At 27.1% G+C, this 26946-nt stretch carries 29 protein-coding genes; 17 read left to right on the top strand and 12 right to left on the bottom strand.

Annotated elements, in window-relative coordinates; all coding sequences use genetic code 11:
• Positions 1 to 28: 28 nt before the first annotated feature.
• From uvrB to AC1B00_RS00780, 6 genes are all read left to right on the top strand, one after another.
• Positions 29 to 1990, top strand: a complete 1962-nt coding sequence (gene uvrB, locus AC1B00_RS00805) for an excinuclease ABC subunit UvrB (protein WP_488847666.1) — start codon at positions 29 to 31, stop codon at positions 1988 to 1990.
• A gap of 51 nt (positions 1991 to 2041) precedes the next feature.
• Positions 2042 to 2782, top strand: a complete 741-nt coding sequence (locus AC1B00_RS00800) for a hypothetical protein (protein ID WP_488847665.1) — start codon at positions 2042 to 2044, stop codon at positions 2780 to 2782.
• A 107-nt stretch (positions 2783 to 2889) separates the two neighbouring features.
• Complete coding sequence (locus tag AC1B00_RS00795; RefSeq protein ID WP_488847664.1) at positions 2890 to 3492, top strand: hypothetical protein; 603 nt, start codon at positions 2890 to 2892, stop codon at positions 3490 to 3492.
• A gap of 45 nt (positions 3493 to 3537) precedes the next feature.
• Complete coding sequence (locus tag AC1B00_RS00790; protein WP_488847663.1) at positions 3538 to 4167, top strand: hypothetical protein; 630 nt, start codon at positions 3538 to 3540, stop codon at positions 4165 to 4167.
• Between the two features lie 58 nt (positions 4168 to 4225).
• Positions 4226 to 4672, top strand: a complete 447-nt coding sequence (locus tag AC1B00_RS00785; RefSeq protein ID WP_488847661.1) for a hypothetical protein — start codon at positions 4226 to 4228, stop codon at positions 4670 to 4672.
• A 19-nt stretch (positions 4673 to 4691) separates the two neighbouring features.
• The gene (locus AC1B00_RS00780) at positions 4692 to 5126 is read left to right on the top strand and encodes a hypothetical protein (RefSeq protein WP_488847660.1); all 435 of its coding nucleotides are present in this window, start codon (positions 4692 to 4694) and stop codon (positions 5124 to 5126) included.
• Positions 5127 to 5166: 40 nt separating this feature from the next.
• Here the strand turns inward: AC1B00_RS00780 and AC1B00_RS00775 are convergent, their stop codons facing one another.
• From AC1B00_RS00775 to gap, 4 genes are read right to left on the bottom strand one after another with little or no spacing between them, the layout of a single operon-like run.
• Entirely contained in the window at positions 5167 to 5847 is a 681-nt protein-coding gene (locus tag AC1B00_RS00775; protein WP_488847659.1) for an aspartate/glutamate racemase family protein, read from the bottom strand.
• 1 nt (position 5848) lies between these two features.
• The gene (locus tag AC1B00_RS00770) at positions 5849 to 6535 is read right to left on the bottom strand and encodes a triose-phosphate isomerase (protein WP_488847658.1); all 687 of its coding nucleotides are present in this window, start codon (positions 6533 to 6535) and stop codon (positions 5849 to 5851) included.
• Complete coding sequence (locus AC1B00_RS00765; RefSeq protein ID WP_488847657.1) at positions 6535 to 7728, bottom strand: phosphoglycerate kinase; 1194 nt, start codon at positions 7726 to 7728, stop codon at positions 6535 to 6537. The genes AC1B00_RS00770 and AC1B00_RS00765 overlap by 1 nt, the downstream gene beginning before the upstream one ends.
• A 1-nt stretch (position 7729) precedes the next feature.
• On the bottom strand, positions 7730 to 8731 hold the full coding sequence (gene gap / locus AC1B00_RS00760) for a type I glyceraldehyde-3-phosphate dehydrogenase (protein WP_336611096.1): 1002 nt from the start codon (positions 8729 to 8731) through the stop codon (positions 7730 to 7732).
• Positions 8732 to 8789: 58 nt separating this feature from the next.
• On the opposite strand from gap, the gene nadD reads away from it, so the two are divergent.
• From nadD to AC1B00_RS00705, 11 genes are all read left to right on the top strand, one after another.
• Complete coding sequence (gene nadD, locus AC1B00_RS00755; protein ID WP_336611097.1) at positions 8790 to 9329, top strand: nicotinate (nicotinamide) nucleotide adenylyltransferase; 540 nt, start codon at positions 8790 to 8792, stop codon at positions 9327 to 9329.
• Positions 9326 to 9640, top strand: a complete 315-nt coding sequence (gene rsfS, locus AC1B00_RS00750) for a ribosome silencing factor (protein ID WP_239816798.1) — start codon at positions 9326 to 9328, stop codon at positions 9638 to 9640. The genes nadD and rsfS overlap by 4 nt, the downstream gene beginning before the upstream one ends.
• 42 nt (positions 9641 to 9682) lie before the next feature.
• Entirely contained in the window at positions 9683 to 10396 is a 714-nt protein-coding gene (gene pyrH / locus AC1B00_RS00745; RefSeq protein WP_239816797.1) for a UMP kinase, read from the top strand.
• Between the two features lie 16 nt (positions 10397 to 10412).
• Positions 10413 to 10625: a DNA-directed RNA polymerase subunit omega gene (locus AC1B00_RS00740; RefSeq protein ID WP_239816796.1), complete on the top strand. Its 213-nt coding sequence runs from the start codon at positions 10413 to 10415 to the stop codon at positions 10623 to 10625.
• 4 nt (positions 10626 to 10629) lie between these two features.
• A complete protein-coding gene (locus tag AC1B00_RS00735; protein ID WP_488847656.1) occupies positions 10630 to 12801 on the top strand; it encodes a RelA/SpoT family protein in 2172 nt (723 codons plus the stop codon).
• Positions 12802 to 12811: 10 nt separating this feature from the next.
• Positions 12812 to 14017, top strand: coding sequence for a tyrosine--tRNA ligase (gene tyrS, locus AC1B00_RS00730; protein ID WP_488847654.1), 1206 nt, complete (start codon positions 12812 to 12814; stop codon positions 14015 to 14017).
• Positions 14018 to 14019: 2 nt separating this feature from the next.
• Positions 14020 to 15120, top strand: coding sequence for a nitronate monooxygenase (locus tag AC1B00_RS00725; RefSeq protein WP_239816793.1), 1101 nt, complete (start codon positions 14020 to 14022; stop codon positions 15118 to 15120).
• Positions 15113 to 16918, top strand: a complete 1806-nt coding sequence (locus AC1B00_RS00720) for an N-acetylmuramoyl-L-alanine amidase family protein (protein WP_488847653.1) — start codon at positions 15113 to 15115, stop codon at positions 16916 to 16918. Before AC1B00_RS00725 ends, AC1B00_RS00720 begins: the two co-directional genes overlap by 8 nt.
• Before the next feature lie 11 nt (positions 16919 to 16929).
• On the top strand, positions 16930 to 18723 hold the full coding sequence (gene mnmC / locus AC1B00_RS00715) for a bifunctional tRNA (5-methylaminomethyl-2-thiouridine)(34)-methyltransferase MnmC2/FAD-dependent 5-carboxymethylaminomethyl-2-thiouridine(34) oxidoreductase MnmC1 (protein WP_336611102.1): 1794 nt from the start codon (positions 16930 to 16932) through the stop codon (positions 18721 to 18723).
• A gap of 127 nt (positions 18724 to 18850) precedes the next feature.
• Positions 18851 to 19834, top strand: a complete 984-nt coding sequence (locus AC1B00_RS00710; protein ID WP_488847652.1) for a hypothetical protein — start codon at positions 18851 to 18853, stop codon at positions 19832 to 19834.
• Positions 19835 to 19932: 98 nt separating this feature from the next.
• Positions 19933 to 20511 carry a hypothetical protein gene (locus tag AC1B00_RS00705; RefSeq protein WP_488847651.1) on the top strand — a complete coding sequence of 193 codons (579 nt, stop codon included), beginning with the start codon at positions 19933 to 19935 and terminating at the stop codon, positions 20509 to 20511.
• Positions 20512 to 20721: 210 nt separating this feature from the next.
• Here AC1B00_RS00705 and AC1B00_RS00700 read toward each other — a convergent pair whose 3' ends face one another.
• The 8 genes from AC1B00_RS00700 to AC1B00_RS00665 all read right to left on the bottom strand — a co-directional run bounded on the left by AC1B00_RS00700 (position 20722) and on the right by AC1B00_RS00665 (position 26904).
• Positions 20722 to 21780: a tyrosine-type recombinase/integrase gene (locus AC1B00_RS00700; protein WP_488847649.1), complete on the bottom strand. Its 1059-nt coding sequence runs from the start codon at positions 21778 to 21780 to the stop codon at positions 20722 to 20724.
• Between the two features lie 533 nt (positions 21781 to 22313).
• On the bottom strand, positions 22314 to 22784 hold the full coding sequence (locus AC1B00_RS00695) for a hotdog fold domain-containing protein (RefSeq protein ID WP_239816787.1): 471 nt from the start codon (positions 22782 to 22784) through the stop codon (positions 22314 to 22316).
• 1 nt (position 22785) lies between these two features.
• A complete protein-coding gene (gene cmoB / locus AC1B00_RS00690) occupies positions 22786 to 23583 on the bottom strand; it encodes a tRNA 5-methoxyuridine(34)/uridine 5-oxyacetic acid(34) synthase CmoB (protein WP_488847648.1) in 798 nt (265 codons plus the stop codon).
• Positions 23573 to 23836: a DUF2018 family protein gene (locus AC1B00_RS00685; protein ID WP_488847647.1), complete on the bottom strand. Its 264-nt coding sequence runs from the start codon at positions 23834 to 23836 to the stop codon at positions 23573 to 23575. Before AC1B00_RS00685 ends, cmoB begins: the two co-directional genes overlap by 11 nt.
• A 10-nt stretch (positions 23837 to 23846) precedes the next feature.
• Positions 23847 to 24173, bottom strand: coding sequence for a hypothetical protein (locus AC1B00_RS00680; protein ID WP_488847646.1), 327 nt, complete (start codon positions 24171 to 24173; stop codon positions 23847 to 23849).
• A 1-nt stretch (position 24174) separates the two neighbouring features.
• Complete coding sequence (efp, locus tag AC1B00_RS00675) at positions 24175 to 24744, bottom strand: elongation factor P (protein ID WP_239816784.1); 570 nt, start codon at positions 24742 to 24744, stop codon at positions 24175 to 24177.
• 19 nt (positions 24745 to 24763) lie between these two features.
• Positions 24764 to 25246, bottom strand: a complete 483-nt coding sequence (locus tag AC1B00_RS00670) for a hypothetical protein (protein WP_488847645.1) — start codon at positions 25244 to 25246, stop codon at positions 24764 to 24766.
• Between the two features lie 2 nt (positions 25247 to 25248).
• Positions 25249 to 26904, bottom strand: a complete 1656-nt coding sequence (locus AC1B00_RS00665) for a 30S ribosomal protein S1 (RefSeq protein WP_239816782.1) — start codon at positions 26902 to 26904, stop codon at positions 25249 to 25251.
• Between the last annotated feature and the right edge of the window lie 42 nt (positions 26905 to 26946).

The raw sequence follows: 26946 nt of genomic DNA, 5'->3' as shown, positions 1-26946 counted from the left end.
TAAGAAAAAAAATGTTTTTAGGATAAAAATGTTAGAACTAACAAGTAATTACACACCATCACCAGATCAAAAACAAGCAATAGAAAAAATTGTAAAAGGTATAAAGAATGGTAATAAATATCAAACTCTTTTAGGTGTTACAGGTTCAGGTAAAACCTTTACTATGGCAAATGTTATAAATGAACTTAAAATGCCAACACTAATAATGAGCCATAATAAATCACTTTGCGCTCAATTATATAGCGAATTTAAAGGCTTTTTTGCTAAAAATCATGTGGAGTATTTCATAAGTTATTATGATTATTATCAGCCTGAAGCTTATATTCCAAGAACCGATACATTTATAGAAAAAGATAGTGCAGTTAATAGTGATTTAGAAAGACTTCGCCTAAGTTCAACCGCTTCGCTTTTAGCTTATGATGATTGTGTTTGCATTGCAAGTGTAAGTGCTAATTATGGTTTAGGAAATCCTGCTGAATATATAGGAATGGTAGAGTTTTTTGAAGTAGGCAAATGCTATAAACAAAAAGAATTATTACTTCATCTAGTAGCTATGGGATATAATAGAAATGATGCGTTTTTTGATAGGGGAAATTTCCGTGTAAATGGAGAAATAATAGATATTTATCCAGCTTATTATGAAGATGATGCTATAAGACTTGAGTTTTTTGATGATGAATTAGAAAAAATCTATACTTTTAATACATTTGATAATAAAAAAATCAAAGATTTAGATAAATTTACTCTTTATGCTGCAAATCAATTCATCGTAGCAAAACCTACGCTTGAAAAAGCTTGTATAGATATAAAAAACGAGCTTGATGAAAGGCTTGAATATTTTAAAAAGCAAGGCAAATTATTAGAAGCTCAACGCCTTGAGCAAAGAGTGGAATTTGATTTAGAAATGCTAGAAACTACCGGAATGACTAAAGGAATAGAAAACTATTCAAGGCATTTAAGTGGGCTTAATGCAGGGGAGACTCCTTATACTTTATTTGATTATTTTAAGATTAAACAAAAGCCGTTTTTAGTAATTATAGATGAAAGTCATGTTAGTTTGCCACAATTTAGGGGAATGTATGCGGGAGATAGGGCTAGAAAGGAAGTTTTGGTTGATTATGGCTTTCGTTTGCCAAGTGCTTTGGATAATCGCCCACTGCAATTTGATGAATTTATTAATAAAGATTGCTTTTTCTTATTTGTTAGTGCAACTCCGGCTGAATTAGAGCTAGAACTTAGTGGTGAGTGTGTATATCAGCAGATTATGCGTCCAACGGGACTGCTTGATCCTGAAATTAGTATAGTTGATAGTGAAAACCAAATAGAGCATTTATATGATGAGATTAAAAAGGTAATCGCAAGAAATGAGCGTGTGTTAATTACAACACTAACTAAAAAAATGGCAGAAGAGCTGCAAAGATACTACACAGAATTAGGAATAAAGTGCAAATATATGCACTCAGATATAGATGCGATTGAGCGAAATGAATTAATAATTGGTCTTAGAAATGGCGATTTCGATGTTTTAATAGGAATTAACTTGCTTCGTGAAGGACTTGATTTACCTGAAGTTAGCCTTATAGCTATTTTAGATGCTGATAAGGAAGGCTTTTTGCGCTCAACTACGAGTTTAATTCAAACAATGGGAAGAGCAGCAAGAAATGTCAATGGTAGAGTGATTTTATATGCTAAAAAAATCACAAAATCAATGCAAGAAGCAATAGATATTACGAGTGAGCGAAGAAGTCTTCAACAAGCTTATAATAAAGAACATGGAATTATTCCAAGAAGTGTTGAGCGAAAATTAGAGCATACATTAAAACAAACTGACGAAACTCTTAAAAAGAGCAAAATAGAAAAAATGCCAGCAAATGAGCGAGCAAAATTAGTAAAAGAATTAAGAGAAAAAATGCACCTTGCAGCAAAAGAACTTGATTTTGAACAAGCGGCATTTTATAGAGATGAGATAAAAAAACTACAAAAAATATAAAAGAATTTGAAATAGGAATTAGGCTTTTGGGGTAAGGTATAAAGGAATGAAATGGCTTTTAAAAATGATTTTATTTTCTTAATTAAAAATATGCTTTTTTATCTAGCTTGGCTTTGTTTTTTTGTAGCTTTAGTTTTGTTTTATTTAGTTTATGTAAATCCACTAAGCTTTAATAATCACTTAGATTTCATAATTTATTTTATAATTTCAAGCTTATGTTTTATGCTTTACTGCATAATTTCTAAAAGGTCAAAAAGCTTTGAAATATATTTAAAAGATAGGTTTTATAGTGTTTTAAAGCATTTATCATTTTATGTAATGTTTATTGCTTTAGCTAATGCCTTGTTTAATCTTTATGTAAAAAATGATTTTATTTTAGATCTTATTTATGCGATTTTGTTTTTCATAATTTATAAGCTTTTTAGTAAGAATGTAGTTAAAAATCAAGCATTTGCTTTGGCTTTATTATTGGTATTTTGTGCTTATAAATGTTATGATTATTTTTTAAAACAGCCAAATGAACTTGTAATGCAGATTATAAAAGCTAAAAAGATTAATTTTAATGATTATTTTTTAGTAGATGATATCAATTTAATTAAAGCCCTTAATGAAAACATAAAGAATAAAAGCCCTTATGAAGTTTATGAATATTTTAAAGAATTTAAAATGCTAAGATGTTATAAAAACGCTAATATTTGTTATAAAAATATAGTGTTTGGCAAGACAATTTTCATAACTTTAATTTATAAAAATAAAAGAATTGAAGAGATTCATTACAAAGCAAATTCCTAATTCAAATTCCTTGCAAAATCCTTAGAATTTGAAATAGGAATTTGATTAAATAATTTTAATAATTATTTTTAGATATATTATTGCAATTTAAATAAACGGAGCGATAAATGTATTCTAAGCTGATAGAGTTTATAAGAAAATCATTATATTATTTGTTTGTACTTCTTTTTGCATTAATAATTTTAATGATTGGTATTATTTCTATGGCGATATATAATTTTTTTCAACCTTACGATCATAGTGATTTTGTTAAGGTAACAAAGGAATTAAAAAAAGTTGAAGAAATTTTATTAAAGCAAGGATATAAACCATATTATGATTTTGGTGACAGCAGAACATATAAGGTAAATTACAATGAATTTGGATATGGTTGCATTATTGATGAGTTACAAAAACAAGAATACGCTATTCAAAATTTTTTTGTGAGATACCTACAAACGCATTTAGAAAAAATCAATAATTATAAAAGTATAGATGAAATAAAAGAAATAAAAAAATTTAGCAAAGATTTATTAGAAACTTCACAAATCTATGAATTTAATTACGAGCTAACAATTGATGGCTTTGGGCATTTTTATGATAAAAATTCTTTTATTTTTAAAGATGGAAAATTATTTGTAAAATATTATTACTTTGATTTTAATAATAATTTGCTTGAAGAAAATTATGAGTTTTTAATAGATGATTGTGGTTATATTGAGCGTATGTAGTAAAAGAGATAATATGAAAATAATTAATAATTATTAGGATTTTAAATGTTTTTTAGAATAGTTAAATTAATAAAAACACTGATATTTGTTATAGGTTTATTATGTTTAATACTTGCTTTGTGTTATTTTGCATTAACTTATTTTATAAGTAATAACACCGACCCATTAAAAGAATTTAATGAACTTAAATCAAAATTATATAGAATTGAAGCAGACCTAAGTGAGAATAATTTGAGCTATTATGATTTTAATACCGATAAAACTTATAAAATAGATTATAATAAATTCGGCTATAAGTGTAGAATTGAATACCTAGAACGACAAAAACTCGCTATAAAAGATTATTTTAATCGCCATGCAAATGTAGAAAAATTAGAAAAAGTTCAAAATTATAAAAGTATAGATGAAATAAAAGAAATAAAAGAATTTAACAAAGACTTATTAAAAACTTCAAAAATAAATAAATTTAATAATGAGCTAGTAATAAAAAATGATAAATATTTTTATAATGAAACTTCATTTGTTTTTGAATCTGAAAGATTGTTTGTGAAGTATTATTACTTTGATGAAAATAATGATTTTAAAGAAGTTAGTGAAGAGTTTTTTATAGATAGTTGTGGTTATATTGAAAATAGATATAAAGCAATAAGTTCTAAAGGTAGATTTAGGTTATAAAAGATAGTTAATTCCTATTTCAAATTCTTTTTAAAATTAACATAAACAAGGAGAGAAAATGAAGAATGATAATGAAACTATATTTATAATGACTAGAAAAAAATCGCTTTTTATTTATTACACACTTGCTATTATCGTGTATTTAACAATGCTATTATTTAGCATTGGCTCTATACTTTTAGAAAGTATTCTTGCAAAAATCGTTGGTATATTTTTAATATTTTTTACTTTTTATGGATTTTTTTACTTGTTTGATATTAAATTTATTGTTTGTTATAAAGATTATTTTGCAATTAGGCGAGCATTTTTTATGCAAAAATTTTATTATAATGAGTTTAAATCTTATTTGCCTAATTGTGGTGTTATGTGTTCTTTGATGTTAAAATTTAAAAAATTTAAATTACCTTTACATATAAATCAAGAATTGTTTTCTCAAGATGAGCTTAATAGTTTCATTGAAATTTTGCAAAACCACAATATCAAGCGTTATAATTGGTTTGATTAATAGCTAAAGGTATGGTTTGATGAAAATACTTAAATTGTTTAAAACTGTATTATATATAATGATTTTTTTAATCTTTTTTATTGTTGGTTTTTTAGTTTTTTTAAGTTATGGCAAAGCTGATAGTGAGATTATAGATACTGTTAGTTTATCAATTGATAAAATACAAGAAATTCTTATTGAAAATAATTATTGCAACTCTAAAGAAGATTGTGGTAATAAAGCTTATATTTTATATGATTTGGCTTTTAATAATATTTATTTAGATATTTATAATAATGTAGATAAAGCTACAAGCAATGAAATTTGCAGTATGATGAAAAACATAAAAACACAAAATAAGCATATAGATTTTTATCTTGAGTTTTTTGAATATTCTAAAGATGAGTATTATCAAGGATACAATAACAATAATCAAGCGATAAAACAAAAAGCATTTTATAAGTGTAAGTACTAATTAAAACACATATTTAAAAGAATTAGCCTAAAGCTAATTCCTAATTCAAATTCTTTAAGCTTTGATTAAAAATATCTTTAGCATGAATGTAAGTTGTATCAAATACCCTTAAATTATCAAAATCACTTTCGTTAATTAGTAGTGAAATCTCAGTGCAGGCTAGTAAAACTCCTTGAACTTTATGTTTATTTACGATATTTATAAATTTTTCTTTGCTACTTTGCATTATCAAATCTTTGCAAAGCTCATTAAAAATAATATCATTTATCGTATTTATATCATCGTTATTTGGAGTAATAACATTTAAGCCTTTTAGCTCTTTTTTATAAAAGTCTTCTTGCATAGTGTATTTAGTGCCTAGCAATAAAACATCTTTTATATTATTAAGGTTTAGCTCGTCAAGGCTTGAATGAGCTATATGGATGAACTTTGCCTTTAAATCTTTTTGCAATTCATTTGCAACTTTATGCATAGTATTTGTGCAAAGTGCGATTATACTTGCACCAGCTTTTTCTAATCTTTTTGCTTCTTCGTTTAATAAACCTGCAGCTTTTTGCCACTCATTATTATGTTGATATTTTTCAATCTCATCAAAATCTACGCTTGATATTAAAATCTTTGCACGAGATAAAGAATTATGATGAGTTTGGCTAAACTCATTTATTAATTTATAATAAGTTATAGTGCTAGCATAACTCATCCCGCCGATTAAGCCTATCAAATTAGCCCCTTATTGCAGCATTTATTAAATCTATAAAGCCATCTACATTAAGACTAGCCCCACCAACCAAAACACCATCACAAAGCCTATTAATCTCAGCAATATTGCTAGAATTAACACTACCACCATATAAAATAGGTTGTTTTGTTTTGCTTTTTAGATATTGCATAATTTTTTCAATATCTTCTAATTTTGCAGCGCTTTTGCCGATACTATAAATTGGCTCATAAGCTAGAATTAATTTATTGTATTTTAAATCAATTGCCTTAAGTTGCTTTTCTAAAAATTCTATGCTTTTGTTCTTTTCATAAGTAGCAAAATCTTCTCCTATGCAATAAATAACTCTTAAATCGTTTTCAGCACAAAAATCAAATTTTTGTGCCAAAAATTCATCATTTTCGCCCAAATTTCTTCTTTCACAATGACCTAAAATAATAGTTTTTATCCCAAATTCTTGCAAGTGAGATAATCCTATTTCTCCTGTAAATGCTCCATTATAAGCTGGGTATATATTTTGTGCAGCTTGAATGAAGCTAAACTCACTATCAATAAATGAAGTTGCGCTCGGAGCAACTATAACTTCTAGGTTTGAAAAGTCGCTAAATCTAAGATAAGCATTAAGCTTTTTTGCATATTCAGCAAAGCCTTTTCTAGTGTGATTACATTTAAAATTTGCAGCAATAATCATTAATATTCTTCCTTTAATATAAGTGGTTTTATAGCAGGTAATTCTTTACCTTCAATTAGTTCTAAGCTAGCTCCACCGCCAGTAGAAATAAAGCTAAAATCATCAGCATCTCCTGCACGATTTATAACATCAGCAGTATCTCCACCACCAGCAACGCTAGTTGCGTAAGAATCGCTTATATAGTGGCTCATTTTAAAGCTACCTTTAGAAAATTTATCAAACTCAAAAACTCCCATAGGTCCATTCCACCATATAGTTTGAGCATCACTTAAAATCTCTTTAAATAATATTGAACTAGCAGGTCCAATGTCAAGCCCCATCCAGCCATTAGGTATTTCTTGAACACTAACTTTTTTAACAACGCTATCATTTGAAAAGCTTTGAGCTGCAAGCACATCAACAGGTAAATATAGCTTAACTCCAAGTTCTTTTGCTGTTTGCATAATTTGTTTAGCATCTTCAATTAAATCATCTTCTACGATAGAATTGCCTACATTTAAGCAATTTGCTTTAAGAAAAGTAAATGCCATTCCACCACCTATGATAATTTTATCTACCTTAGGAAGTAGGTTATGTAAAGCTTGTAATTTTCCGCTAACCTTACTACCACCAACAACAGCTACGAATGGTCTAGCAGGTGATTTTAATAAATCTTGAGCGAAATTAAATTCTTTTTGTAGTAAAAATCCTGCACAAATTTCTTTAGCAAATCTAGTAATTGCTTCAACGCTTGAATGCGCTCTATGGCAAACCCCAAAAGCATCATTACAATACACATCGCACATTGAAGCCAAGCTTTTAGCTAATTCTTCATCATTTTTTGTTTCGCCTTTAATAAATCTTAGATTTTCAAGCAATAAAACTTCACCTTGCTTTAATTCACTAGCTTTAGCCTTAGCATCATCTCCTATAACATCGTTTGCCATAATCACTTCAGTTCCTAGTAATTTTGAAAGTCTTTTTGCAATAGGTTTTAATGAATATTTATCACTTACTTCTTTTGGGCGACCTAAATGGCTTGCAAGAATTACTCTAGCATCATTATCAAGGCAGTATTTAATAGTATGAATTGCAGATTTTATTCTTCTATCATCGCTAATATTTCCGAACTCATCTTGCGGAACGTTAAAATCACATCTAATAAAAACACATTTATTTGTTAAATCAACATCTTTTATGGAAATTAAAGGCATTTTACAACTCCTTGCTAATATGTTGAGCTAGTCTATTTAATTGATATGAATACCCGTATTCGTTGTCATACCAAGCTAGAACTTTTACAAAATCTTCATCAATTATTTGAGTTAAATCAGGAACAAAAACACAACCATAAGTGCTAGTGCAAAAATCACTTGAAACGCAGCAATCATAATCAATTGCTAATATTTCGCTCATATTTTTACTAGCTTTTATAAAGGTTTCGTTTATTTCTTCTTTTGAAGTTTTTTTCTCTAATAATAGTGTTAAATCTAGCATTGAAACATTTGCTAAGCTAGTTCTTACGCTTTGACCATCAACTTTACCTAAAAGATTTGGTATAACCTTTCCTATTGATTTAGCTGCACCTGTGCTTGAAGGAACTAAGTTTAGTGCTGCTGCACGACCCCTTCTAATATCTTTAGGGCATTTTGTATCGCAAAGCTCTTGAGTTGCTGTATAAGCGTGAATTGTATTCATTAAGGCTTTTTTAATGCCAAAATTTTCATCTAAAACTTTTGCCATTGGTGCAAGGCAGTTTGTGGTGCAACTTGCGTTTGAAATAATTGCTTCACCTTTATAATTATTATGATTTACATCCATTACAAACATAGGAGTATTATCTTTTGGTGGTGCTGACATAATTACTTTTTTAATACCATTATCTAAATAAGCTTTAGTTTTTTCTTGCGTTAAAAAAGCTCCCGTGCATTCAAAAACTAAACTAGCTCCGTATTTAGCAAAATCAATATTTTCAATTTCTCTACTTCTAATGATTTGAATTCTTTTATTTCCTACTATTAATACATCTTCTCCATCATTATCAATTTCTTGATTGAAATTCCCATGAACGCTATCGTATTTTAGAAGATATTTAATACTTTTCATATCCCACGAGCAGTTAATTGCCACCAAATTTAGCTTGTTTTCGCTAAGAATTATTCTACTAAGACATCTTCCGATTCTTCCGAATCCATTTATCGCTACATTTACTCCCATTTTTAACCCTTTATTTAAAAAATTTGAGATAATACTAATAAAAAAAGGTTAAGAGATTTTGAAAATAGCAATTTTTGGCGGTAGTTTTGACCCTGTGCATTTAGGTCATGAAAAAGTAGTAAATGTAGCGTTAAATACATTAGATATTGATAAGCTTATAATATTACCTACTTATATTAGTTTGTTCAAAGAAAATTTTAGTGCAAGTCCTGAGTTAAGAATTTCATGGCTTGAAAAAATTTTTACAAAAAGTGACAAATTAATAATAAGTGATTATGAAGTTAAACAAAATAGACCTGTTCCTAGCTTTGATAGTGTAATGTATTTTAAAAATTTACTAAATCCTAGTTTAATTTATTTTATAATAGGAGCAGATCATTTAAAAACTTTACATAAATGGCATAATTATGAAGAATTATCAAGAAATGTTGTTTTTGTAATAGCAAGTAGGGATAATATTTTTATACCTAATGATTATTTAAAGCTTGATATTAACGAAGATATATCATCAAGTTTTATAAGAGATAATTTAGTTTTAGAAAAAGTTAATCCAAAAATAAAAGATGAAGTAAAAGAATTTTACAAAGGAAAAAAATGAGTAGAAACGAAGAGATAATTAAGCTTTTAGATGAGAAAAAAGCTGAAAATGTAGAGTTAATTAGCTTAAAAGGAAGTGAATATTTTGTAGATGAAGTAATAATAGCTACTATGATATCAAGTAAGCAATCTATTGCTTTAATAGAAGATATAAAAGAATTAATAAAAAAACATAATAGCAAAGTATATTATGAAGAGTGTGCTGATGAGTGGAGTGTTCTTGATTTAGGAGATTGTTTAATACATTTAATGAGTTCTGCTTATAGAGATAGATATCAAATTGAAAAATTTTTGCTTGAGTTTAAGCGTTAAAAGTTTTTTTGTAGTATCGCGTTTATTATTCAAGGAGAAGTTATGGCTAAAAGAGTTTTAATTAAATTTTCAGGCGAAGCTTTAGCGGGTTCGCAAGGTTTTGGCATTGATACACATATTTTAAAATTTATTGCAGAACAAATAAAACAATTAGTAGATGAAGGCACACAAATAGGTATAGTAATCGGTGGTGGTAACATTATTCGTGGTGTTAGTGCTGCAAAAGATGGTATTATAAAGCGTGTTAGTGGCGATCATATGGGAATGCTATCTACTGTGATTAATTCTATTGCTATGCAAGAAGCGCTTGAAAGCTGTGGAATTAGCGTAAGAGTTCAAAGTGCTATTCAAATGGAAGCATTTTGTGAAACTTTCATTATGAGAAGAGCTCAAAGACATTTAGAAAAAGGTAGAGTTGTAATTTTTGCAGCTGGAACGGGAAATCCATTCTTTACAACAGATACTGCAGCAGTATTAAGAGCTATTGAAATTAATGCTGAAATGATTATAAAAGCAACAAAAGTTAATGGTGTATACGATAAAGACCCTATGAAATTTGAAGATGCAAAAAGATATGATGAATTAAGTTATGAGCTTGCAATGGGCGATGATATTAAGGTGATGGATGATACAGCAATCGCACTTGCAAAAGATAATAAACTTCCTATTGTAGTTTGCAATATGTTTGAAGAAGGTAATATTTTAAAAATTATTAAAGATGATTTTAGTAATTGCTCAATAGTAAAAAATCAATAATTTTAAAGGAATTTATATGAGAACAGAACAAATAGCAGCAAAAGCATTAGAAAAAGTAGGAAATGATAGATATATTTTATCTTTAATAGTAGCAAAGAGAGCTAGAGAGTTAAGTGATGGTGCAACTCCTTTAGTAAAAGTAGAAAAAGGTAAAATGAAGTTTAGCGATATTGCAATGTTAGAAGTTGCAGAAGAAAAAATAATTTTTGATGGTGTAATTAACGAATAATACAATGAAAAATATTCTAAGTTTTGAAACATTATTAGAAGATGTTAGATACTGCAATGATTTAAATAAAGCTAAGGAATTATTATATTCTTTATTTTCAAGCACTCCTATGCTTGAAAAGGCTTTAAATTTTTGTATAAAATCTCACGAAGGACAATTTAGAAAGAGTGGAGAACCTTATTCTATTCATCCTATTTTAGTGGCTTGTTTTGTAGCTTTCTTTTCAAAAGATGAAAGTATGATATTAGCTGCATTATTGCATGATGTTGTAGAAGATACAGAATGCACTCAAGAAGAGCTTGTGAATATGTTTGGTCATTCGGTTGGCATTTTGGTTGAAGGTATGACTAAAATTGTTGAAATTCGTGGGGATAATCTAGCTAGCTCAGAATCTAATGAAAAACTTAGAAAATCAGCAATGACTTTTAGAAATATGCTAATGGTAAGCATTGAAGATAGTAGAGTTTTATTAGTTAAATTATGTGATAGACTACACAATATGCTAACTCTTGATGCTTTAAAAGAAGCAAAACAAAAAAGAATTGCAGAAGAAACCTTAATGGTTTATGCTCCGATAGCTCATAGATTAGGGATTTCAAGTATTAAAAACTATTTAGAAGATTTAAGCTTTAAATACTTAATGCCAACTGAGTTTAAGGAGATTGCAGATTATTTAAAAGCAAATAATGTTCAATTGCAATTAACCCTAAATGATTTTATAGAAAAAATCATAAATCTTATGCGTGATAATGGATATATTGAAGATGTGGATTTTAAAATAGAAAAAAGAATTAAGCATGTTTATTCAATATATTTAAAAATGCAAAGAAAAGGCGTTAGTATTGAAGAAGTTCTTGATTTATTGGGTATTAGAATATTAGTAAAAGATGTAAAAGATTGTTATATTGTTTTAGGACTTTTACATGTTCATTTTAACCCACTTGCTTCAAGGTTTAAAGACTATATTGCATTACCAAAACAAAATGGCTATCAGACAATTCATACAACTTTATTTGATGCTCAATCAATTATTGAAGCACAAATTAGAACTTATAAAATGCACGAAACTGCAGAATTAGGAATTGCAGCTCACTGGAAATATAAAAATGACAAAGAAGACTTTAAGGCTGATTGGGTTAGTGATATTGCTACAAATAATTCTTTAGAAGAAAAGGACAATGATTTAGAATTTTACGAATACGCGAAAGATAGTTTGTATGTAGAAGATATTGCAGTATATTCTCCTAAAGGCGAAATTTTTACACTTCCTAGGGGTTCTACTGCGCTTGATTTTGCTTTTGAAGTTCATTCACAAATTGGTCTTAAAGCAAGCCATGCTTATATTAATAGAGTTAGATCGCCATTGCTTACAAGCCTTAAAAATGGAGATATTGTAAGAATAGAAATTGATGATAATGCAAAGCCAAGATGTTCGTGGCTTGATAGTGTTGTAACAGCTAGAGCAAAGGCTATGATTAAATCACATTGTAAGCAAAGAATTTCAAGTATAGATCAAAAAGTAGGCTTAAGATTATTGCAAACTATTTTTAGTGCTGATGAAGAAAAAATTAATACTTGGATTAATAATGAAAAATTGTCAAAAATTGTTAAAAAATGTGCGAGTGATAATATAACCTTAAGTAAAGCAATTGATAGTTTAAAAAAATACGCAAAAAGAATTTGGCTTGTAAAAAACTATGATCTAAAAAAACAAAGAATTGAAAATCTTGTAGTTTATTCAAATTACAAAATCAATAATATAGATTTTGATTATTGCTGTAATCCAAAAAGAGGAGATGATATTATTGCTTTTAAACATAATCATTCTGTTACTATACACAATAAATTATGTGAAAGAGCAAGTAAATTAATGGAAGATAATAAGGCGGAAATGGTTCTTATAAAATGGTCAAAACATGCGCCTAAAAATTACAAAATGATTTTTTCACTAGAAAATAAAAAAGGTACATTATTAGCTTTATTATCAGAATTATTAAAACTTCAAATTAATATAAGCAGTATTAATATTTCTAAAAATACTGATAGTTTATTAGAATATTTTGAAATAATTTTTGAAGTTCCTGATAATCAAAATATTGAAATAGCAAAAGAAAAAATTAAATCAAAATGTAAAATCTACGAATTTGTATCATTAAATGATGCTTATAGCGAATAAAGGATAGAAAATGAATTTAAATGAAATATATGAAGATTTAGAACGTGGAGTTTCTGAATTTATAGATTTAGAAAAAATAAAAAATTTAATCAAAAACTACTATGAAAAAGGCGAACATTTTTATGTAAAAGCAGGGTTTGATCCAACAGCACCTGATTTACATTTAGGTCATAGTGTGGTTTTAAATAAGATGAGATTTTTACAAAACCATGGAGCTATTGTTCAATTTTTAATAGGTGATTTTACAGCTCAAATAGGTGATCCAACAGGCAAAAGTGCAACAAGAAAACAACTAAGTAAAGAAGAAGTTTTAAAAAATGCAAAAACTTATGAAGAGCAAGTTTTTAAGATTTTAGATAAAGATAAAACTGAATTAAAATTTAATTCAACTTGGTTAAATGAATTAGGTGCAGTTGGTATTGTTGAATTAACTTCAACTTTTAGTGTAGCTAGAATGCTTGAGCGTGATGATTTTACAAAAAGATTTAAAGAACAAAGTCCTATATCTATTAGCGAATTTTTATATCCATTATTACAAGGTTATGATAGCGTAGCATTAAAATGCGATATTGAAATGGGTGGAACTGATCAAAAATTCAACCTATTAATGGGAAGAACCTTACAAAGAACTTATAATACAGGTAAAGAACAAGGTATTATAATGATGCCGTTATTAGTTGGGCTTGATGGTGTAAATAAGATGAGTAAAAGCTTAGGTAATTATATAGGAGTTAGCGAAGAACCTAATACTATGTATGCAAAAGTTCTTAGTATTAGCGATGAGCTTATGAAAAATTATTATGATTATTTAAGTTTTAAAACTACAAAAGAAATTAATGAAATATTTGAAAGCATTAACAATAATTCTTTACATCCAAAAATAGCTAAAGAAAATTTGGCTTTAGAAATTGTTGAAAGGTTTTGGGGTAAAGAATTAGCTCTTAAAGCTAAAGAAGAATTTGATAATATTCATAGCAAAAATGAACTTCCAAGTGATATTGCTGAGTTTAATTTTAATGAAGAGCAATGGATTGTAAAATTAATGCAGGATACTAATCTTGCAAGTTCAGGAAGTGAAGCAAGAAGAGCAATAAAAGCTAATTCAGTTAGCGTTAATGGCGAAAAGATTAGTGATGAGCAATTAAAATTAAATAATGGCGAATTTATTATTCAAGTAGGAAAAAGAAAATTCGCAAAAGTAATGATTAAAGGATAAAAATGAGCTTACCAGAATTAAAAATAAGAAATTTTACTTTAAAAGTTCCTGTATTTCAAGGTGGAATGGGGCTTGGAATTAGTTGGGATAGATTGGCTGGTAATGTTAGTTTAAATGGTGCTTTAGGAATTATTTCTTCAGTTGGAACAGGTTTTTATGAAAATAGAGCTCATATAAATAAAGAGCTAAATGGCAAACCTTACGGAAGTGAAAACTTTTATTCAAGTAAGGGTTTAAAAGCAGTAATCACTAATGCAAGAAAAATTTGCAATGATGCACCACTGGGTTGCAATATAATGCATGCTTCAAATGAGTATGAAAGAATAGTAAAAGATGCCTGTAATGTAGGCTTTAATGCGATTATTAGCGGTGCAGGGCTTCCTACAAATTTACCTGAATTTACTAAGGATTTTCCAGAAGTTGCACTAATTCCTATCGTATCATCAGCAAAAGCACTTAAGATAATTTGTAAAAGATGGACTCAAAGATATGATAGATTACCTGATGCTGTTGTGTTAGAAGGACCACTTAGCGGGGGTCATCAAGGCTTTACCTACGAGCAATGCTTAGACCCTAATTATCAATTAGATAGATTAATACCTGAAGTAAGAGCAGAGCTTGATGAATGGGGAAATAATATTCCTTTAATTGCAGCGGGTGGAATTTGGAATAGGAATGATATTTTACATGCAATTAGCTTAGGTGCTAATGGGGTTCAAATGGGAACTCGCTTTATAGGAACTCATGAGTGTGATGCTGCATTAGAGTTTAAACAAGTATTACTTAATGCTAAAAAAGAAGATATTGAATTATTAAAAAGCCCAGTGGGTTATCCAGCTCGTGGAATTAGAACTAATCTTCAAAAAATGATAGAAGAAGGCACAGCTCCAAAAATATCTTGTGTAGCAAACTGTGTTGCACCATGTGAGCGTGGTAGGGGAGCTAAAAAAGTGGGCTATTGTATAGCTGAAAGACTTTATGATGCTTATAGTGGAAAAGTTGAGAGTGGATTATTCTTTACAGGTGCTAATGGTTATAGATTAAATGAATTGATTAGTGTTAAAGAGTTAATTGAAAAATTAGTTAATGGCGAAGATGAATAAGCTCTTTTTGCTAATTTTTAGTATTGCTTTATTTGCTGGAAGCTTTGATGAAGATTTGAAAAATTTTGATAAGAATTTTCTAGTTTCTAGCAAAACAGAGCAATTAGCAACTCATCAAAAACTTAAAACTATTTATATAAAAAGTATAATTTCAGGCGATTTAGATACTAAAAAAGAAGTTTTAAAAAGAATAGTTTTAAGTTCAAATATATTAAAACTTGATTCTTCTACTTATCAAAAAGAATTAGAAGAATTAGGGATTAATGCTAAAAAACTAAGTTTTAAGACAAACGATACCAAAAAGCCTATACAAAAGCCAACTGATACTACAAAAGTTAGTGAAAAGGTAGTTCAAACTAATAGTAATTTTTATATTACAAAAATCATTAAAGAAGATAATAAAATTAATTTTAATATTAAAGGAAATATTGATGAAAAATCAATATCTTTAAGCACTTATAATACCAAAGAAATAAACAATAAAATCCTTGAATTTGATGGCATTTTAGATGCTAAAAAAGAAACTTTTGTTGATAAAAATTATGAAATAAGTATAGTGCAATTTAATCCGAAAAGAATTAGAATTGTAGCTAGAAGTAAAGATGAAATAGATATAAAATATAATATTGATAATGGATTTAATATAGAAGTTTTATCAAAAACACAAAATATAGTAAATAAAAAAGAAGAAAAACCATCGGTAAAAAAAGAAGAAAAACCAGCAAATATTCAAAGCAAAAAAACTGAAGAAATAATCAAGCCTTCATTAAAAATAGAAGAAAAAAATCAAGAAAAAGCAGAAATAAAAGGCACTAATAACATAAGTAAAGTTACAAAAACAAATAATGGTATTAAATTTAATACAAGCTACGAAATAGAAAATATCAAAACAATAAACTATGGAACAAATCAAATAATTGAATTTGATGGAGTATTGCTAGGTGGTAGAAAAAACTATGATTTTAAAAATTATTCTATTAGTATTCTTCAATTTAATCCTAAAAAAACAAGAGTAGTTTTATATGCTAAAGCACAGCAAAAGCTATTTTTTAATATTGATGATAATGGAGTTGTTTTTTCTACTGAAGAATTAAAATCAAGTAAAGCGAGTTTTAATAAAGCGAATTTGTTAATTACAATTGATGCAGGGCATGGTGGAAAAGACACAGGGGCAAATGCTTTTGGAAGAAATGAAAAAGATATTACCTTATCGGTAGCATTAAAGCTTAGCAAAGCATTGAAAAATAAGGGCTATAAAGTATTTTTAACAAGAAATAAAGATATATATATAGGTCTTCGTGATAGAACAAAAATGGCAAATGATAAAAAGAGTGATTTGTTTATAAGCATACATGCAAACTCAATTGCTGATAAGTCAAAAACAGATAAAATTTATGGTATAGAAACATATTTTCTCTCACCAGCAAGAAGTGAAAGAAGCAAAAATGCTGCAGCTATTGAAAACAAAAGTGATATAGAAGAAATGAATTATTTTTCTAAGCAAACATTTTTAAATTTTTTAAATAGAGAAAAAATAATATCATCTAATAAACTAGCCATTGATATACAAGGCGGGATTTTAAGTTCAATTCCTAAAAATTATCTTAAAAAAGATGGTGGGGTTAAAGAAGCACCATTTTGGGTGTTAGTTGGAGCTTTAATGCCTGCTGTATTGATTGAGATAGGCTATATTTCTCATCCTATTGAAGGGAAAAATATAGCAGATAGTAAATATCAAGATTTTTTAGTAAATGGTATTGTTAATGGGATAGAAAATTATTTTATTAAGAACAAATAAAGGAGAATTATATGAGAAAGGCTAATTGGGTATTAAAAAACGATGAAATTTTTTCTTTAGATTTTGATGATTTTTATTACAATATTAAAGAGCCTTTAAAAGAAAGAAATGGCATTTATGTTGAGAATGCTTTTTTAAATGCAAATAATAAATTAACTATATTAGAATTAGGTTTTGGTCTTGGGCTTAACTTTTTTTTAAGTGCAAAAAAAGCAATAGAACAAGGAATAAAACTAAATTATGTAGCAATAGAAAATCATTATCAAAGCATTGAAGATATTAAGTTTTTTTGCAAAAAATTTAATATAGAACTAAACAAAAGCTTCATAAACGACTATCCGCCTTGTAAAAATGGTATTTATAGAATTGAATTTGATGGAATTACTCTTGATTTGGTTTTTCAAGATGTTGATGTGGCTTTAGATGATTTGGATTTTTTAGCTGATGTTGTATATGCTGATGGATTTTCTCCTAGCAAAAATCAAGAAATGTTTTCAATCAATACTTTAGAAAAAGTAAAAAAACTTTTAAAACCAAATGGTAAATTAATAAGTTATAGTTCAAATTCTAATTTTAAAAAAGCCCTAATTGAACTAGGTTTTGAAATTAATAATATAGAAATAGGTATTAAAAGAGAAAGCACTTTAGCAATATTAAAAAATAAAGTTCAAAAAGAAGAGCTTGATGGTTATTTTCATAAAAACTACCTAGAAGTAAATAATATCGCAATAATAGGTGGTGGAATAGCTGGTGCAACTTTGGCTTATGAATTATCAAAATTAGGTAAAACTATAAGCGTATTTGAGCAAAGTCATACTTTAGCAAACGAAGGCAGCGGTAATAAAATCGGCTTATTAACAGCTCTTATACAAAATCCTTCAAGTTTATTAGGAGAATTTAGTCAGTTTTCGTTCTGGCATAGTTCAAAACTATACAAAAAATTAGGCTACAAATTAGAAGGGGTTTTAGAGCATGCTTATACAAAAGAACTGCAAGATAGATTTAAAATGCAAAAGGATAATCCTTTAATTAAATTACATTTTGATTTTGCTTTTTTAAAAGACGGCGGAACGCTAGAGCCTTGTAAATTAGTTCCTAAAATATTTGCCTTATCAAATGCTAGGATATTTTTAAACTACAAGCTTAATGGCTTTAGAGAATTTTATGATAGAGTAGAATTAGATTTTGAAAACAAAACAATGACTTTTGATGCAGTGATTTTTGCAACAGGAGCTTATTCTAAAGAAATATTTAATAATCTTCCTTTATCAGTAGTAAGGGGTCAAGCAACTTGGCTAAAAAATCAAGTAAAATACAAACACCCAATAAGCTCAAAAGCCTATATTACAGGTGCTAAAGATGGCATTGTATTATTAGGTGCTACTTATGATAGAAATCTTATCGCAGATGCTAGTAGTGTTTATGATGAAGTTAATATTAATAATTTTAAAGAGATTTTTAAAGCTGATTATTCTCATTTAATTATAGGAAATAGGGTAGGTTATAGAAGTTATTCATCGGATAGATTCCCTATCGTAGGAGCTTATTTTAATGAGAATAAATACAAAAGCACTTATAAAGCTCTTCAGTTTGATAAACACAAACCTCAGACCAACGCTCCAAGAAGTAGGGTGTTTATTAGCACAGCTCATGGCTCAAGGGGACTTGCAAGTGCCTTAACATCGGCTAGATTAATTACTAGTTATTTTAATAACACACCTAGCGGAATGTTTAAAAGATACGAACACGCACTTCATCCTGCTAGATTTTTAATAAGAGATTTAAAAAAGGGCTTAGTAAAATAAGTCCTAATTCCTATTTCAAATTCCTTGCAAAATCCTTAGAATTTGAAATAGGAATTTGATTAAATAATTTTAATAATTATTTTTATATATTATTATAATTTAAACTATTTATTTTATAAGGCTAAATATGCAAGTAAATCACAAAAAATATTTAAAAATCATTTTAAAAAAAGTAATAGCTTTTATCTTTACTATAATTTTTCTTATTATAGGAAGTTTTTATGCAATGGTTAGCGAAACTCAAAAAGAAACTTTTGACATACAATATAGTAAAAACCCAGAAGCTTCTGCTAAATTTGTAAATGCGATGGAATATAGAATTGTTATTGAATTATTGCATACATATTTGAATTATGATAATTTTATAATGGTATTTCTTATAAATCAAATGAATGATAAATTTAAAGAAGGTAAAGAGCTTTTACCAAAAGATAGCATAGAAGATATTTTATGGTGGATGATTTTAAATAGAAATATGTTTTTTAAAAGTGATGATTTATCGTATGTTAAGTATGTTGCAAATACTTATAAAGATGAATTTTTTAATGAGATTTATTCAATGATTGAACGCTTACCATATGGGAAAAATTATTTTGATAATATTGAGCTAAATCAAAATCGCTTTGCAACCATGTTAAGGCTTGTTTTAATATATACACATTTAGATATTGATAGATTTATATATTATTTAAAAGAAGAATCAAATAAACATGATGAAGTATATAAATATTTAGATATGGCTTATAAAAGATACTTTGATTCGCAAAAGTCAAAGGAATTTTTTTATGCTTTATATATAAATACAGTGATTATGCTTCATGCTAAAGATATATACTTAAATTTACAAGGTGATGAAAACGGAAAAATGATTGAACCAGCAATAATTCCACAAGATATATGTTATAAAAAAGATATATTTGAAATATACGATAATTTTCAAAAAATTATTGATTATGTAAAAACTACAAAAAATTATTCTAGTTCTTTTACTGGAACAAGTTTAGAAATATTAGAAGTTTTAGAAAATTCTTGTCCTAATGAAAAAGAATTAAGAAAAAGAATAAGAGCAGAGATTGATGAAATTAATGAAAATAAAAAACATAATAAATAAAAGAAAGTAGGGTATAAAACTTCTAATTCCTAATTCAAATTCCTTGAAAAATCATGAGAATTTGAAATAGGAATTTGAGCTTATATAAAGGAATTTAAATGCTTAAAAAGATTTGCTTATTGCTTATGCTATTTTTTAGTTTAAATGCTTTTGAGTTTTTTCATAAAGATAAAACACCAAAAACTCCTATATATACTTTATTTGATTTAAGCAAAAAAGGATCTAAAATTGAAATAATCTTTAAGCCACAAAGAAAAGATATAGGAGAGCATTTAGGATTTTATGTTTTTTATCCTTTAAATTTTTACTATGGTGAAATAGGTGGCAAGGATTTTTATTCAGTTGATTTATATGATAAAAAAATAGAAGATAATATACGAGATAATCCTTATTATCCATTAGGAATAGATATTAAAATTTATGAGCTTACTAAAGATGGTGATGAGATATTAGTATTTGATAAAGTTGTTACACCAAATGAAAAGACAAAGGTAAATACAACTAGAGTCATGAAGATAAAAAATAAAAAAGTTACTGTAGGGATGAGACCTCTTGGATTTTACTTTATACCTGAAAATAAAACATATAAAGCAGTCATTACAAATCTAATAGATGATGATAATATAAAGGGTGATTTTACAAAAATCGCAATCACAGCTTATAGAAGAAAAGTTTAATAAGGAGAAAGTTACATAACTAATCCAAAGCAGATTTTAAAAAGAATTCGAAATAGGAATTTTAAATACTTTTATAACCTTAAAGCCTAATGAAATTAAAGCTTTTAAAGCAAATAAGGCTATATTAAAACTTTTTAAGATATAAAATAAATCCAAATTCCGTTTTCAAATTCCTTTAAAAATTATGAGAATTTGAAACAGGAATTTGTATTAATCGTTTTTTAAATTATTTGCTATTTTTGCAGCTAATTTGAGCTTATCATTATCAAAGTGCGTATAAATCCTAGAAGTATTTAACGATGCGTGTCCTAAAGCTTCTTGGACTAATAACAAATCTTTTTCTTTTTTATAAAGTAGGGTAGCAAAGCTATGCCTTAGCATGTGAGCTCCGTTTTTTTCTTTTCTAATGCCTGCTTGCATTAAAACATTTTCAATTAGTCTTGAAATATATGCTTGAGTTAGCGGTTTGCCTTGCTTGTTTGTAAATAAATAATTATCAGGACTAGCAATTTGCTTAAAATATTCTAAATGCTCTTTTATTGAATTTACATTAAGCAAAACAACTCTATATTTATTACCTTTAGCATGAATCCTAAGGCTAATCAAATCATTTTCATAGCTAATATCTTTTAGTCTAAGCCTTAAAACCTCATTCACACGAACACCAGTAAATAATATGATTTTAATTGCTAGTTTGTTTCTATCGCTATTGCTTTTGTATTGAAAATCATTTAAAGTGCTTAAAAATAATTTCATTTGTTCTTCACTCATGTATTCAGGAAGTTTAGTTCCCGAGCTTGAGTTTAGTCCAGACCAGTTTTTAAGCTCAATTTCATAATAATGGCTTCCTTCTTCATCTTTGTTTTGCGAGCTTAAATATTTAAAGAAATTTACAATAGCTATTTTGTAATTTTTTTTACTCGCATCACTTAAACCTGCAGTAATAGTTGATAAAATTTCAATTACTAGTTCTTCATCAATTTGTTTTAAAGAGTAGGGCTTATAATGAATGATTTGCTCATAAAACTTTTTAATAGGGTTAAAGTATGTATTTATTCCTATCATTCCAATATTCCTTGCTTTTTTAGCTAGCTCATCTAATTCTTCAATATTATGCAAGGTGTTTAATGCGATGTTAATTTCTCTTAACTCTTCAGCTTTTTCTAAAAGTTTATTAGATAAGGAATTTAATTTATGTTTTAAATACCTTGCAATCCAAAACAATAATGAATTAGAAAAATTATCTTCACAATCAAGCGGGTGTTTCATATATATCCTTTAAAGTATTTATTTTAAGATTTTATAATGATAATATACTTAGATTAAGATTATTAAAAATTTTTATTGTTTTCAATACTTTTTTAAATCATAAAATAATTTGAAAATTATAAGTAATTTTATATGATTATTTTACATATAATTATACATAAAATAATATGATTAAAATATGATTTATACTAATTTTCGTATTTTTAATACATAATTTTAAAAATACTGCAATTCAAATGAGTATTTATTAAATTATTTTTAAGCAAATATATTTATAAAATTAAATATTTGAAAATTAAAAAATATCTATTTGTAATTTAATTGCAATCATAATAAAATTGAATACTAATAAATAAATCTATAAATCAATTTAAATTATTTAAACTAAAAAACAATAAAGAGCACAAATAATACATCTTTTTCTTGGATCAAACCTATTAAAAGAGTAAAAAAATTAAAATGTGAAAATTATAGTTTTCAATACTAATTATAATTTTAATAATATATTCTAAGTTAGCCATTAAGCTAACTTATTAATCTTGCTTTTTGCTTTGATATTTTGCCAATTCGCTTTTTTGCATTTTTAAAATATGCTCTTCTGTTACTATTACATGAAAAACAGCTTCTAAAACACAAACATCTCTTATATAGGCTTTTACAACTACTTCTCTTTTTTTACTATTATCAAATTTAGCATTTGCTTCATAAGTTAAAACATCTCCAACTTTTGCTGGAGCATAAAAACTTGTCCTTGAGCCAATTACACAAGTATTTTTCTTATTAATTGCAGCTTGCGCTACATAAGCAGCAGATGAATAAATAAAACCATTATGTGCTAGACCTTCGCTATCGCATATAAGCTCAGAAGTTATTTTTAATTGTAGAACAGCCCTATTTTCTTCTATTTCTGTTATATATCCGCTTAATTCATTGTTAATAGAAGGACAAGCTTCAATATTTGTTTTTACTTCACCTTCTGTTGTTTCTACTTTTTCTTCTGCCATATCAAACCTTTAATTTTACATAAACTCTTTTTGGTGCAGGATAACCTTCTTTGGTAAAATCATCATCAGCCAAAAAGTCTTCTAGACTAAACCCATCTATCCATTTGGTTTTTCTTTGTTCTTCAATTGTTGTTTTACAAGTTGTTAAAACTTCAAAATCTTTGAAATTAGCTTTTTTACACCAGTTTTTTAAAGCACTTATTGTCGGTATAAAATACACATTAGACATTTTTGCATAACTTGTATCAGGAACAAGTGCAAAAGGTTGCTCGTTTTCAATATATATAGTATCAAGAAACACTACTCCATCTTTATTTAAACTTTGTTTGATTTGTTTTAACATTTGAACTGGATCACTTCTGTGATAAATTACACCTAAGCAAAATATTACATCAAATTTATGTTTATAATTGGGAACATCAGCCACACCTAAAAGTTCAAAATCTATGTTTGTTTTAAATAAAGAATTTAAAAATTGAAATTGTTCATAACATCTTTTACTAGGATCAAAGCCAACGATTTTTGTAGGTTTAAAGTCAAGCATTCTAAACATATAATATCCATTATTACATCCTATGTCTGCTACTACTTTATTTTCAATACAGCCTAAATGATCTTTTAAAAGATTAAATTTTACATTACTTCTCCATTCGCTATCTATGAGCAAATCATTAATCTTAAAAGGTCCTTTTCTCCAAGGCTTTAAAAATATTGCTTTTTGCAATATTTCTTCATTATTTAAACTATCATCAACAATTTCAACAATATCACCAAAATTTAATTTCATTTTAGCCTTCATGTCCTAAAATTTTTGCACAAAACTCTATATAAACATCATTTGCCTTATCTTCTAATAATGCATCGTTTTCAAACATAAATTTTTCTATTTGATAGCTATCAATATTGTTTTTTTCTAATAATGTTCTTAAAGCTACAATTTCTTTGCAATAATTTACAACACTATTATGAACTGCACCTCTTGGTGCATTTTGTAATACATCAATTAATTTTTCTTCAGGGGTTGTTTCAAATAATTTATCAAATTCATCCATTTACTTACCTTTAATAATCATTATATATTTGATTTTTATGTTTGATTTTTTTATATTGATTTTGTTTTTTAATTTTTTCTAAATTGTTATACTTATTAATCAATTCTTCTTTGCTTAATTCAGAAAAACAACATAAATTTACAAAATTTTCAAGTTCTTTAGTATAAGAAGAATCAAGATAAGTAGATTCGCATTTATTGATTAATTTTATATTTTGCTCTATACTTAATTTAAATAATTCTTGAGAAAAATTTTCTTTTTTTAGAGCTAAAACAAAGCGATGAGCAACTTTTTCAAGTGCTCTTAAATATTTAACACGCTTTGCCTTATCATTCATATTACTTATTAGCTCTTTCTATATACTCACCTCTTTGAGTATCTACTCTAATTACTTCACCTTCTAAAACATGGAATGGTATTTGAACTACTGCTCCACTCTCTAAAGTTGCAGGTTTTTTGTTTGAGCCTTGAGTGTCACCTTTAAAGTTTGGCTGAGTTTCAACGATTTTTAACTCAACAACTTGTGGAACTTCAACACCTATTGCTTTTCCATTGTGGAATAATACACTAACATTCATTCCATCAATCATCCATTTTCTACTTTCGCCTACATCTTCTTCACTGATCGCAACTTGCTCGTAAGTTTCAGTATCCATAAATTGGCAGAATTCACCATCATCATAAAGATATTGCATTTCTTTTTCTATAAGATTTGGAGATTCACACTTATCGCCTGCGTGGAATGTTTTTTCTAAAACCTTACCATTTACAAAAGACTTGATTTTTATTCTTACAAAAGCAGGACCTTTGCCAGGTTTTACATGTTGATATTCAACAATTTTATATGGAATACCTTCTATTTCAATTTTTAAGCCTTTTTTTAAATCACCCATTGAATATGATGCCATTTTATTTCCTTTTATTAAATTAAATCCAAATTTCTTCAAAATTAGAATTGATATTATAACTTTTTAAGCTATCTACTAAGTAATGTAGCAAAGAAATGTTATTTGTATCAATAACTATTTGTGAATATTTTTTATTATTAATTAAAAAATATTTAAGGTTTAAGTTAGATATTGTTTGTTTAACACAAAACATTGAATATGTGTCACTTTTATCAATATTTAACTTAAAAAATTTCTTTTTACTTAAATTTCCTGTATCTTGCAATTCAAAATGAATATAAAGCTCATTAGATATAGGAAAAAAATCATTTGAATTAGCATTTGCTAATTTCAAATACCAATCATTATTAGCAATAACCTTTTTAATACTCTCTACTTTTTCATCTATAATTTTAGAAATCTGTATATCTTTTGGATTTACAGATTTCAATACTAAAATAAGTGATATTATCAAAATACTTGAGATAATACCGAATATTAAATAAAGTAAATTACTTTTCATTATTATTGTAATTGGTCTTTAATAATATCTCCAATTGTTATTTTATCATCAGAATTAAATTTCTCTAAATCTTCGCGAGTTTTGATGATGTTTAATTTTTTTACACTTAGACGGATTTTTCCATTTCTTGTAAATATTAAAGCTCCTTCAATTTCATCTCCAATATTAGGCTTAGTTTCTCCTAAATCTTCATTTTTAATTAAAGCTTCTACTTTATCATTTACCTTAACAAAAACTCCGAAATCTTTAATATCACTTACTACACCTTTAATAATATCACCTAGCTTGTGATCTTTTGCAAATAATGCACTAGGACTTTCTTCTAGGTGTTTAACGCTTAAAGATATTTTTTGATTTTCTGAATCTATTTTTCTTATTTTTACTTTAATTTTATCACCAACTTTGTAAACTTTTTTGCAAGTTTCATTTTCTGTCCAAGAAATATCATCATTTAATAATAAACCTTCAACATTATCAATTTTTACAAATGCACCAAAATTAGTAATTGTGCTGATTTCACCTTCTACTATATCTCCAACTTTAAACTTCTCACTAAAACCATCAAATGGTTTTGGTAATAAGCTTTTTAAAGATACTCTTAAGCGGCGTTTTTCACAATCTATTTCAATTACTTCAACATCAATTTCTTGACCTTCTTTTAAGTAATCTCTTGGATTTTTAACATTTTTATCCCATGAAATTTCACTAATATGTAAAAATCCTTCTATATCATTTCCTAAATCTACAAAAGCACCATAATTTTCAATGTTAGAAACAACTACTTTTAAAACATCACCTATTTCTAAGCTATCTTTAATTTCATCCCATGGATCACTAAGAGCTGCTTTGATTGATAATGATATGTGTTTTTTCTCTTCATCATAACCAACAATTTTTACAACTACTTTATCACCTTCTTTATAAAGAGTGCTAGGATTAACTGGCCCTTTATAAGAGATTTCACTATAATGAACTAATCCATCAACGCCACCGATATCAACAAACATACCATAACTTGTAAGTTTCCTTACAACACCTTCTTTTAATTCAGTGTCATTTACTATATTTGTAATTAGTTCTTTTCTTTTTTTGCGTTCTTCATCGTTCGCTTTTTTCTTAGAAACTACAATACTTTGTGTTTCTTCATCTATTTTTAAAATTTTAACTTTAATTTTCTTGTTCATTAAAGTATTTAATTCTTTATGTGAGCATTGAGATTTTGGTAAAAAGAATTCTACTTCATTAGCATCTACTGCTACAAAACCACCACGATTTTTACCTATTACTTTAACATCAAAAATTTCATTGTTATCTTCATTATAATTTTTTATAAATTCAACAACTTTTTCTTTTCTAAGTGCTTTTTTATAAGATAAAATTCTGCGACCATTACTACTACCAACGATAGTAACTTTAATAGTGTCATCTATATTGAATAATAATTTGTCATCTTTTGTTATTTCTGCTATATTTAAAACACCTTCTGATTTGTCTTGAATATCAACAAAAACTTCATCGCCTTCAATTTTAATGATTTTACCTTCAATAATTGCAATATTTTCAGGGTTTTTTTCGCTTTCAAACTCATCTAACATTGTCGCGAAATCAATGTTTTCTAAATCTTCTAAATTGTTATGAGCTCCATTTAACTTAGCCATTTTGGTCCTTTTGTAATAAAATTAATCAAATTAAGAAATGAT

This window comes from Campylobacter sp. DY7 (genome assembly GCF_057802535.1).
Note: the sequence above shows the minus strand (reverse complement) of the source record. Positions and strands in the feature narration are given on the sequence as shown.

What these genes read in the sequence shown, in the direction of transcription:
- uvrB (WP_488847666.1), top strand. Translation starts at nt 29, where the DNA reads ATGTTAGAACTAACAAGTAATTACACACCATCACCAGATCAAAAACAA.
- AC1B00_RS00800 (WP_488847665.1), top strand. Translation starts at nt 2,042, where the DNA reads ATGGCTTTTAAAAATGATTTTATTTTCTTAATTAAAAATATGCTTTTT.
- AC1B00_RS00795 (WP_488847664.1), top strand. Translation starts at nt 2,890, where the DNA reads ATGTATTCTAAGCTGATAGAGTTTATAAGAAAATCATTATATTATTTG.
- AC1B00_RS00790 (WP_488847663.1), top strand. Translation starts at nt 3,538, where the DNA reads ATGTTTTTTAGAATAGTTAAATTAATAAAAACACTGATATTTGTTATA.
- AC1B00_RS00785 (WP_488847661.1), top strand. Translation starts at nt 4,226, where the DNA reads ATGAAGAATGATAATGAAACTATATTTATAATGACTAGAAAAAAATCG.
- AC1B00_RS00780 (WP_488847660.1), top strand. Translation starts at nt 4,692, where the DNA reads ATGAAAATACTTAAATTGTTTAAAACTGTATTATATATAATGATTTTT.
- AC1B00_RS00770 (WP_488847658.1), bottom strand. Translation starts at nt 6,535, where the DNA reads ATGATTATTGCTGCAAATTTTAAATGTAATCACACTAGAAAAGGCTTT.
- AC1B00_RS00765 (WP_488847657.1), bottom strand. Translation starts at nt 7,728, where the DNA reads ATGCCTTTAATTTCCATAAAAGATGTTGATTTAACAAATAAATGTGTT.
- gap (WP_336611096.1), bottom strand. Translation starts at nt 8,731, where the DNA reads ATGGGAGTAAATGTAGCGATAAATGGATTCGGAAGAATCGGAAGATGT.
- rsfS (WP_239816798.1), top strand. Translation starts at nt 9,326, where the DNA reads ATGAGTAGAAACGAAGAGATAATTAAGCTTTTAGATGAGAAAAAAGCT.
- pyrH (WP_239816797.1), top strand. Translation starts at nt 9,683, where the DNA reads ATGGCTAAAAGAGTTTTAATTAAATTTTCAGGCGAAGCTTTAGCGGGT.
- AC1B00_RS00740 (WP_239816796.1), top strand. Translation starts at nt 10,413, where the DNA reads ATGAGAACAGAACAAATAGCAGCAAAAGCATTAGAAAAAGTAGGAAAT.
- AC1B00_RS00735 (WP_488847656.1), top strand. Translation starts at nt 10,630, where the DNA reads ATGAAAAATATTCTAAGTTTTGAAACATTATTAGAAGATGTTAGATAC.
- tyrS (WP_488847654.1), top strand. Translation starts at nt 12,812, where the DNA reads ATGAATTTAAATGAAATATATGAAGATTTAGAACGTGGAGTTTCTGAA.
- AC1B00_RS00725 (WP_239816793.1), top strand. Translation starts at nt 14,020, where the DNA reads ATGAGCTTACCAGAATTAAAAATAAGAAATTTTACTTTAAAAGTTCCT.
- AC1B00_RS00720 (WP_488847653.1), top strand. Translation starts at nt 15,113, where the DNA reads ATGAATAAGCTCTTTTTGCTAATTTTTAGTATTGCTTTATTTGCTGGA.
- mnmC (WP_336611102.1), top strand. Translation starts at nt 16,930, where the DNA reads ATGAGAAAGGCTAATTGGGTATTAAAAAACGATGAAATTTTTTCTTTA.
- AC1B00_RS00710 (WP_488847652.1), top strand. Translation starts at nt 18,851, where the DNA reads ATGCAAGTAAATCACAAAAAATATTTAAAAATCATTTTAAAAAAAGTA.
- AC1B00_RS00705 (WP_488847651.1), top strand. Translation starts at nt 19,933, where the DNA reads ATGCTTAAAAAGATTTGCTTATTGCTTATGCTATTTTTTAGTTTAAAT.
- AC1B00_RS00700 (WP_488847649.1), bottom strand. Translation starts at nt 21,780, where the DNA reads ATGAAACACCCGCTTGATTGTGAAGATAATTTTTCTAATTCATTATTG.
- AC1B00_RS00695 (WP_239816787.1), bottom strand. Translation starts at nt 22,784, where the DNA reads ATGGCAGAAGAAAAAGTAGAAACAACAGAAGGTGAAGTAAAAACAAAT.
- cmoB (WP_488847648.1), bottom strand. Translation starts at nt 23,583, where the DNA reads ATGAAGGCTAAAATGAAATTAAATTTTGGTGATATTGTTGAAATTGTT.
- AC1B00_RS00685 (WP_488847647.1), bottom strand. Translation starts at nt 23,836, where the DNA reads ATGGATGAATTTGATAAATTATTTGAAACAACCCCTGAAGAAAAATTA.
- AC1B00_RS00680 (WP_488847646.1), bottom strand. Translation starts at nt 24,173, where the DNA reads ATGAATGATAAGGCAAAGCGTGTTAAATATTTAAGAGCACTTGAAAAA.
- efp (WP_239816784.1), bottom strand. Translation starts at nt 24,744, where the DNA reads ATGGCATCATATTCAATGGGTGATTTAAAAAAAGGCTTAAAAATTGAA.
- AC1B00_RS00670 (WP_488847645.1), bottom strand. Translation starts at nt 25,246, where the DNA reads ATGAAAAGTAATTTACTTTATTTAATATTCGGTATTATCTCAAGTATT.
- AC1B00_RS00665 (WP_239816782.1), bottom strand. Translation starts at nt 26,904, where the DNA reads ATGGCTAAGTTAAATGGAGCTCATAACAATTTAGAAGATTTAGAAAAC.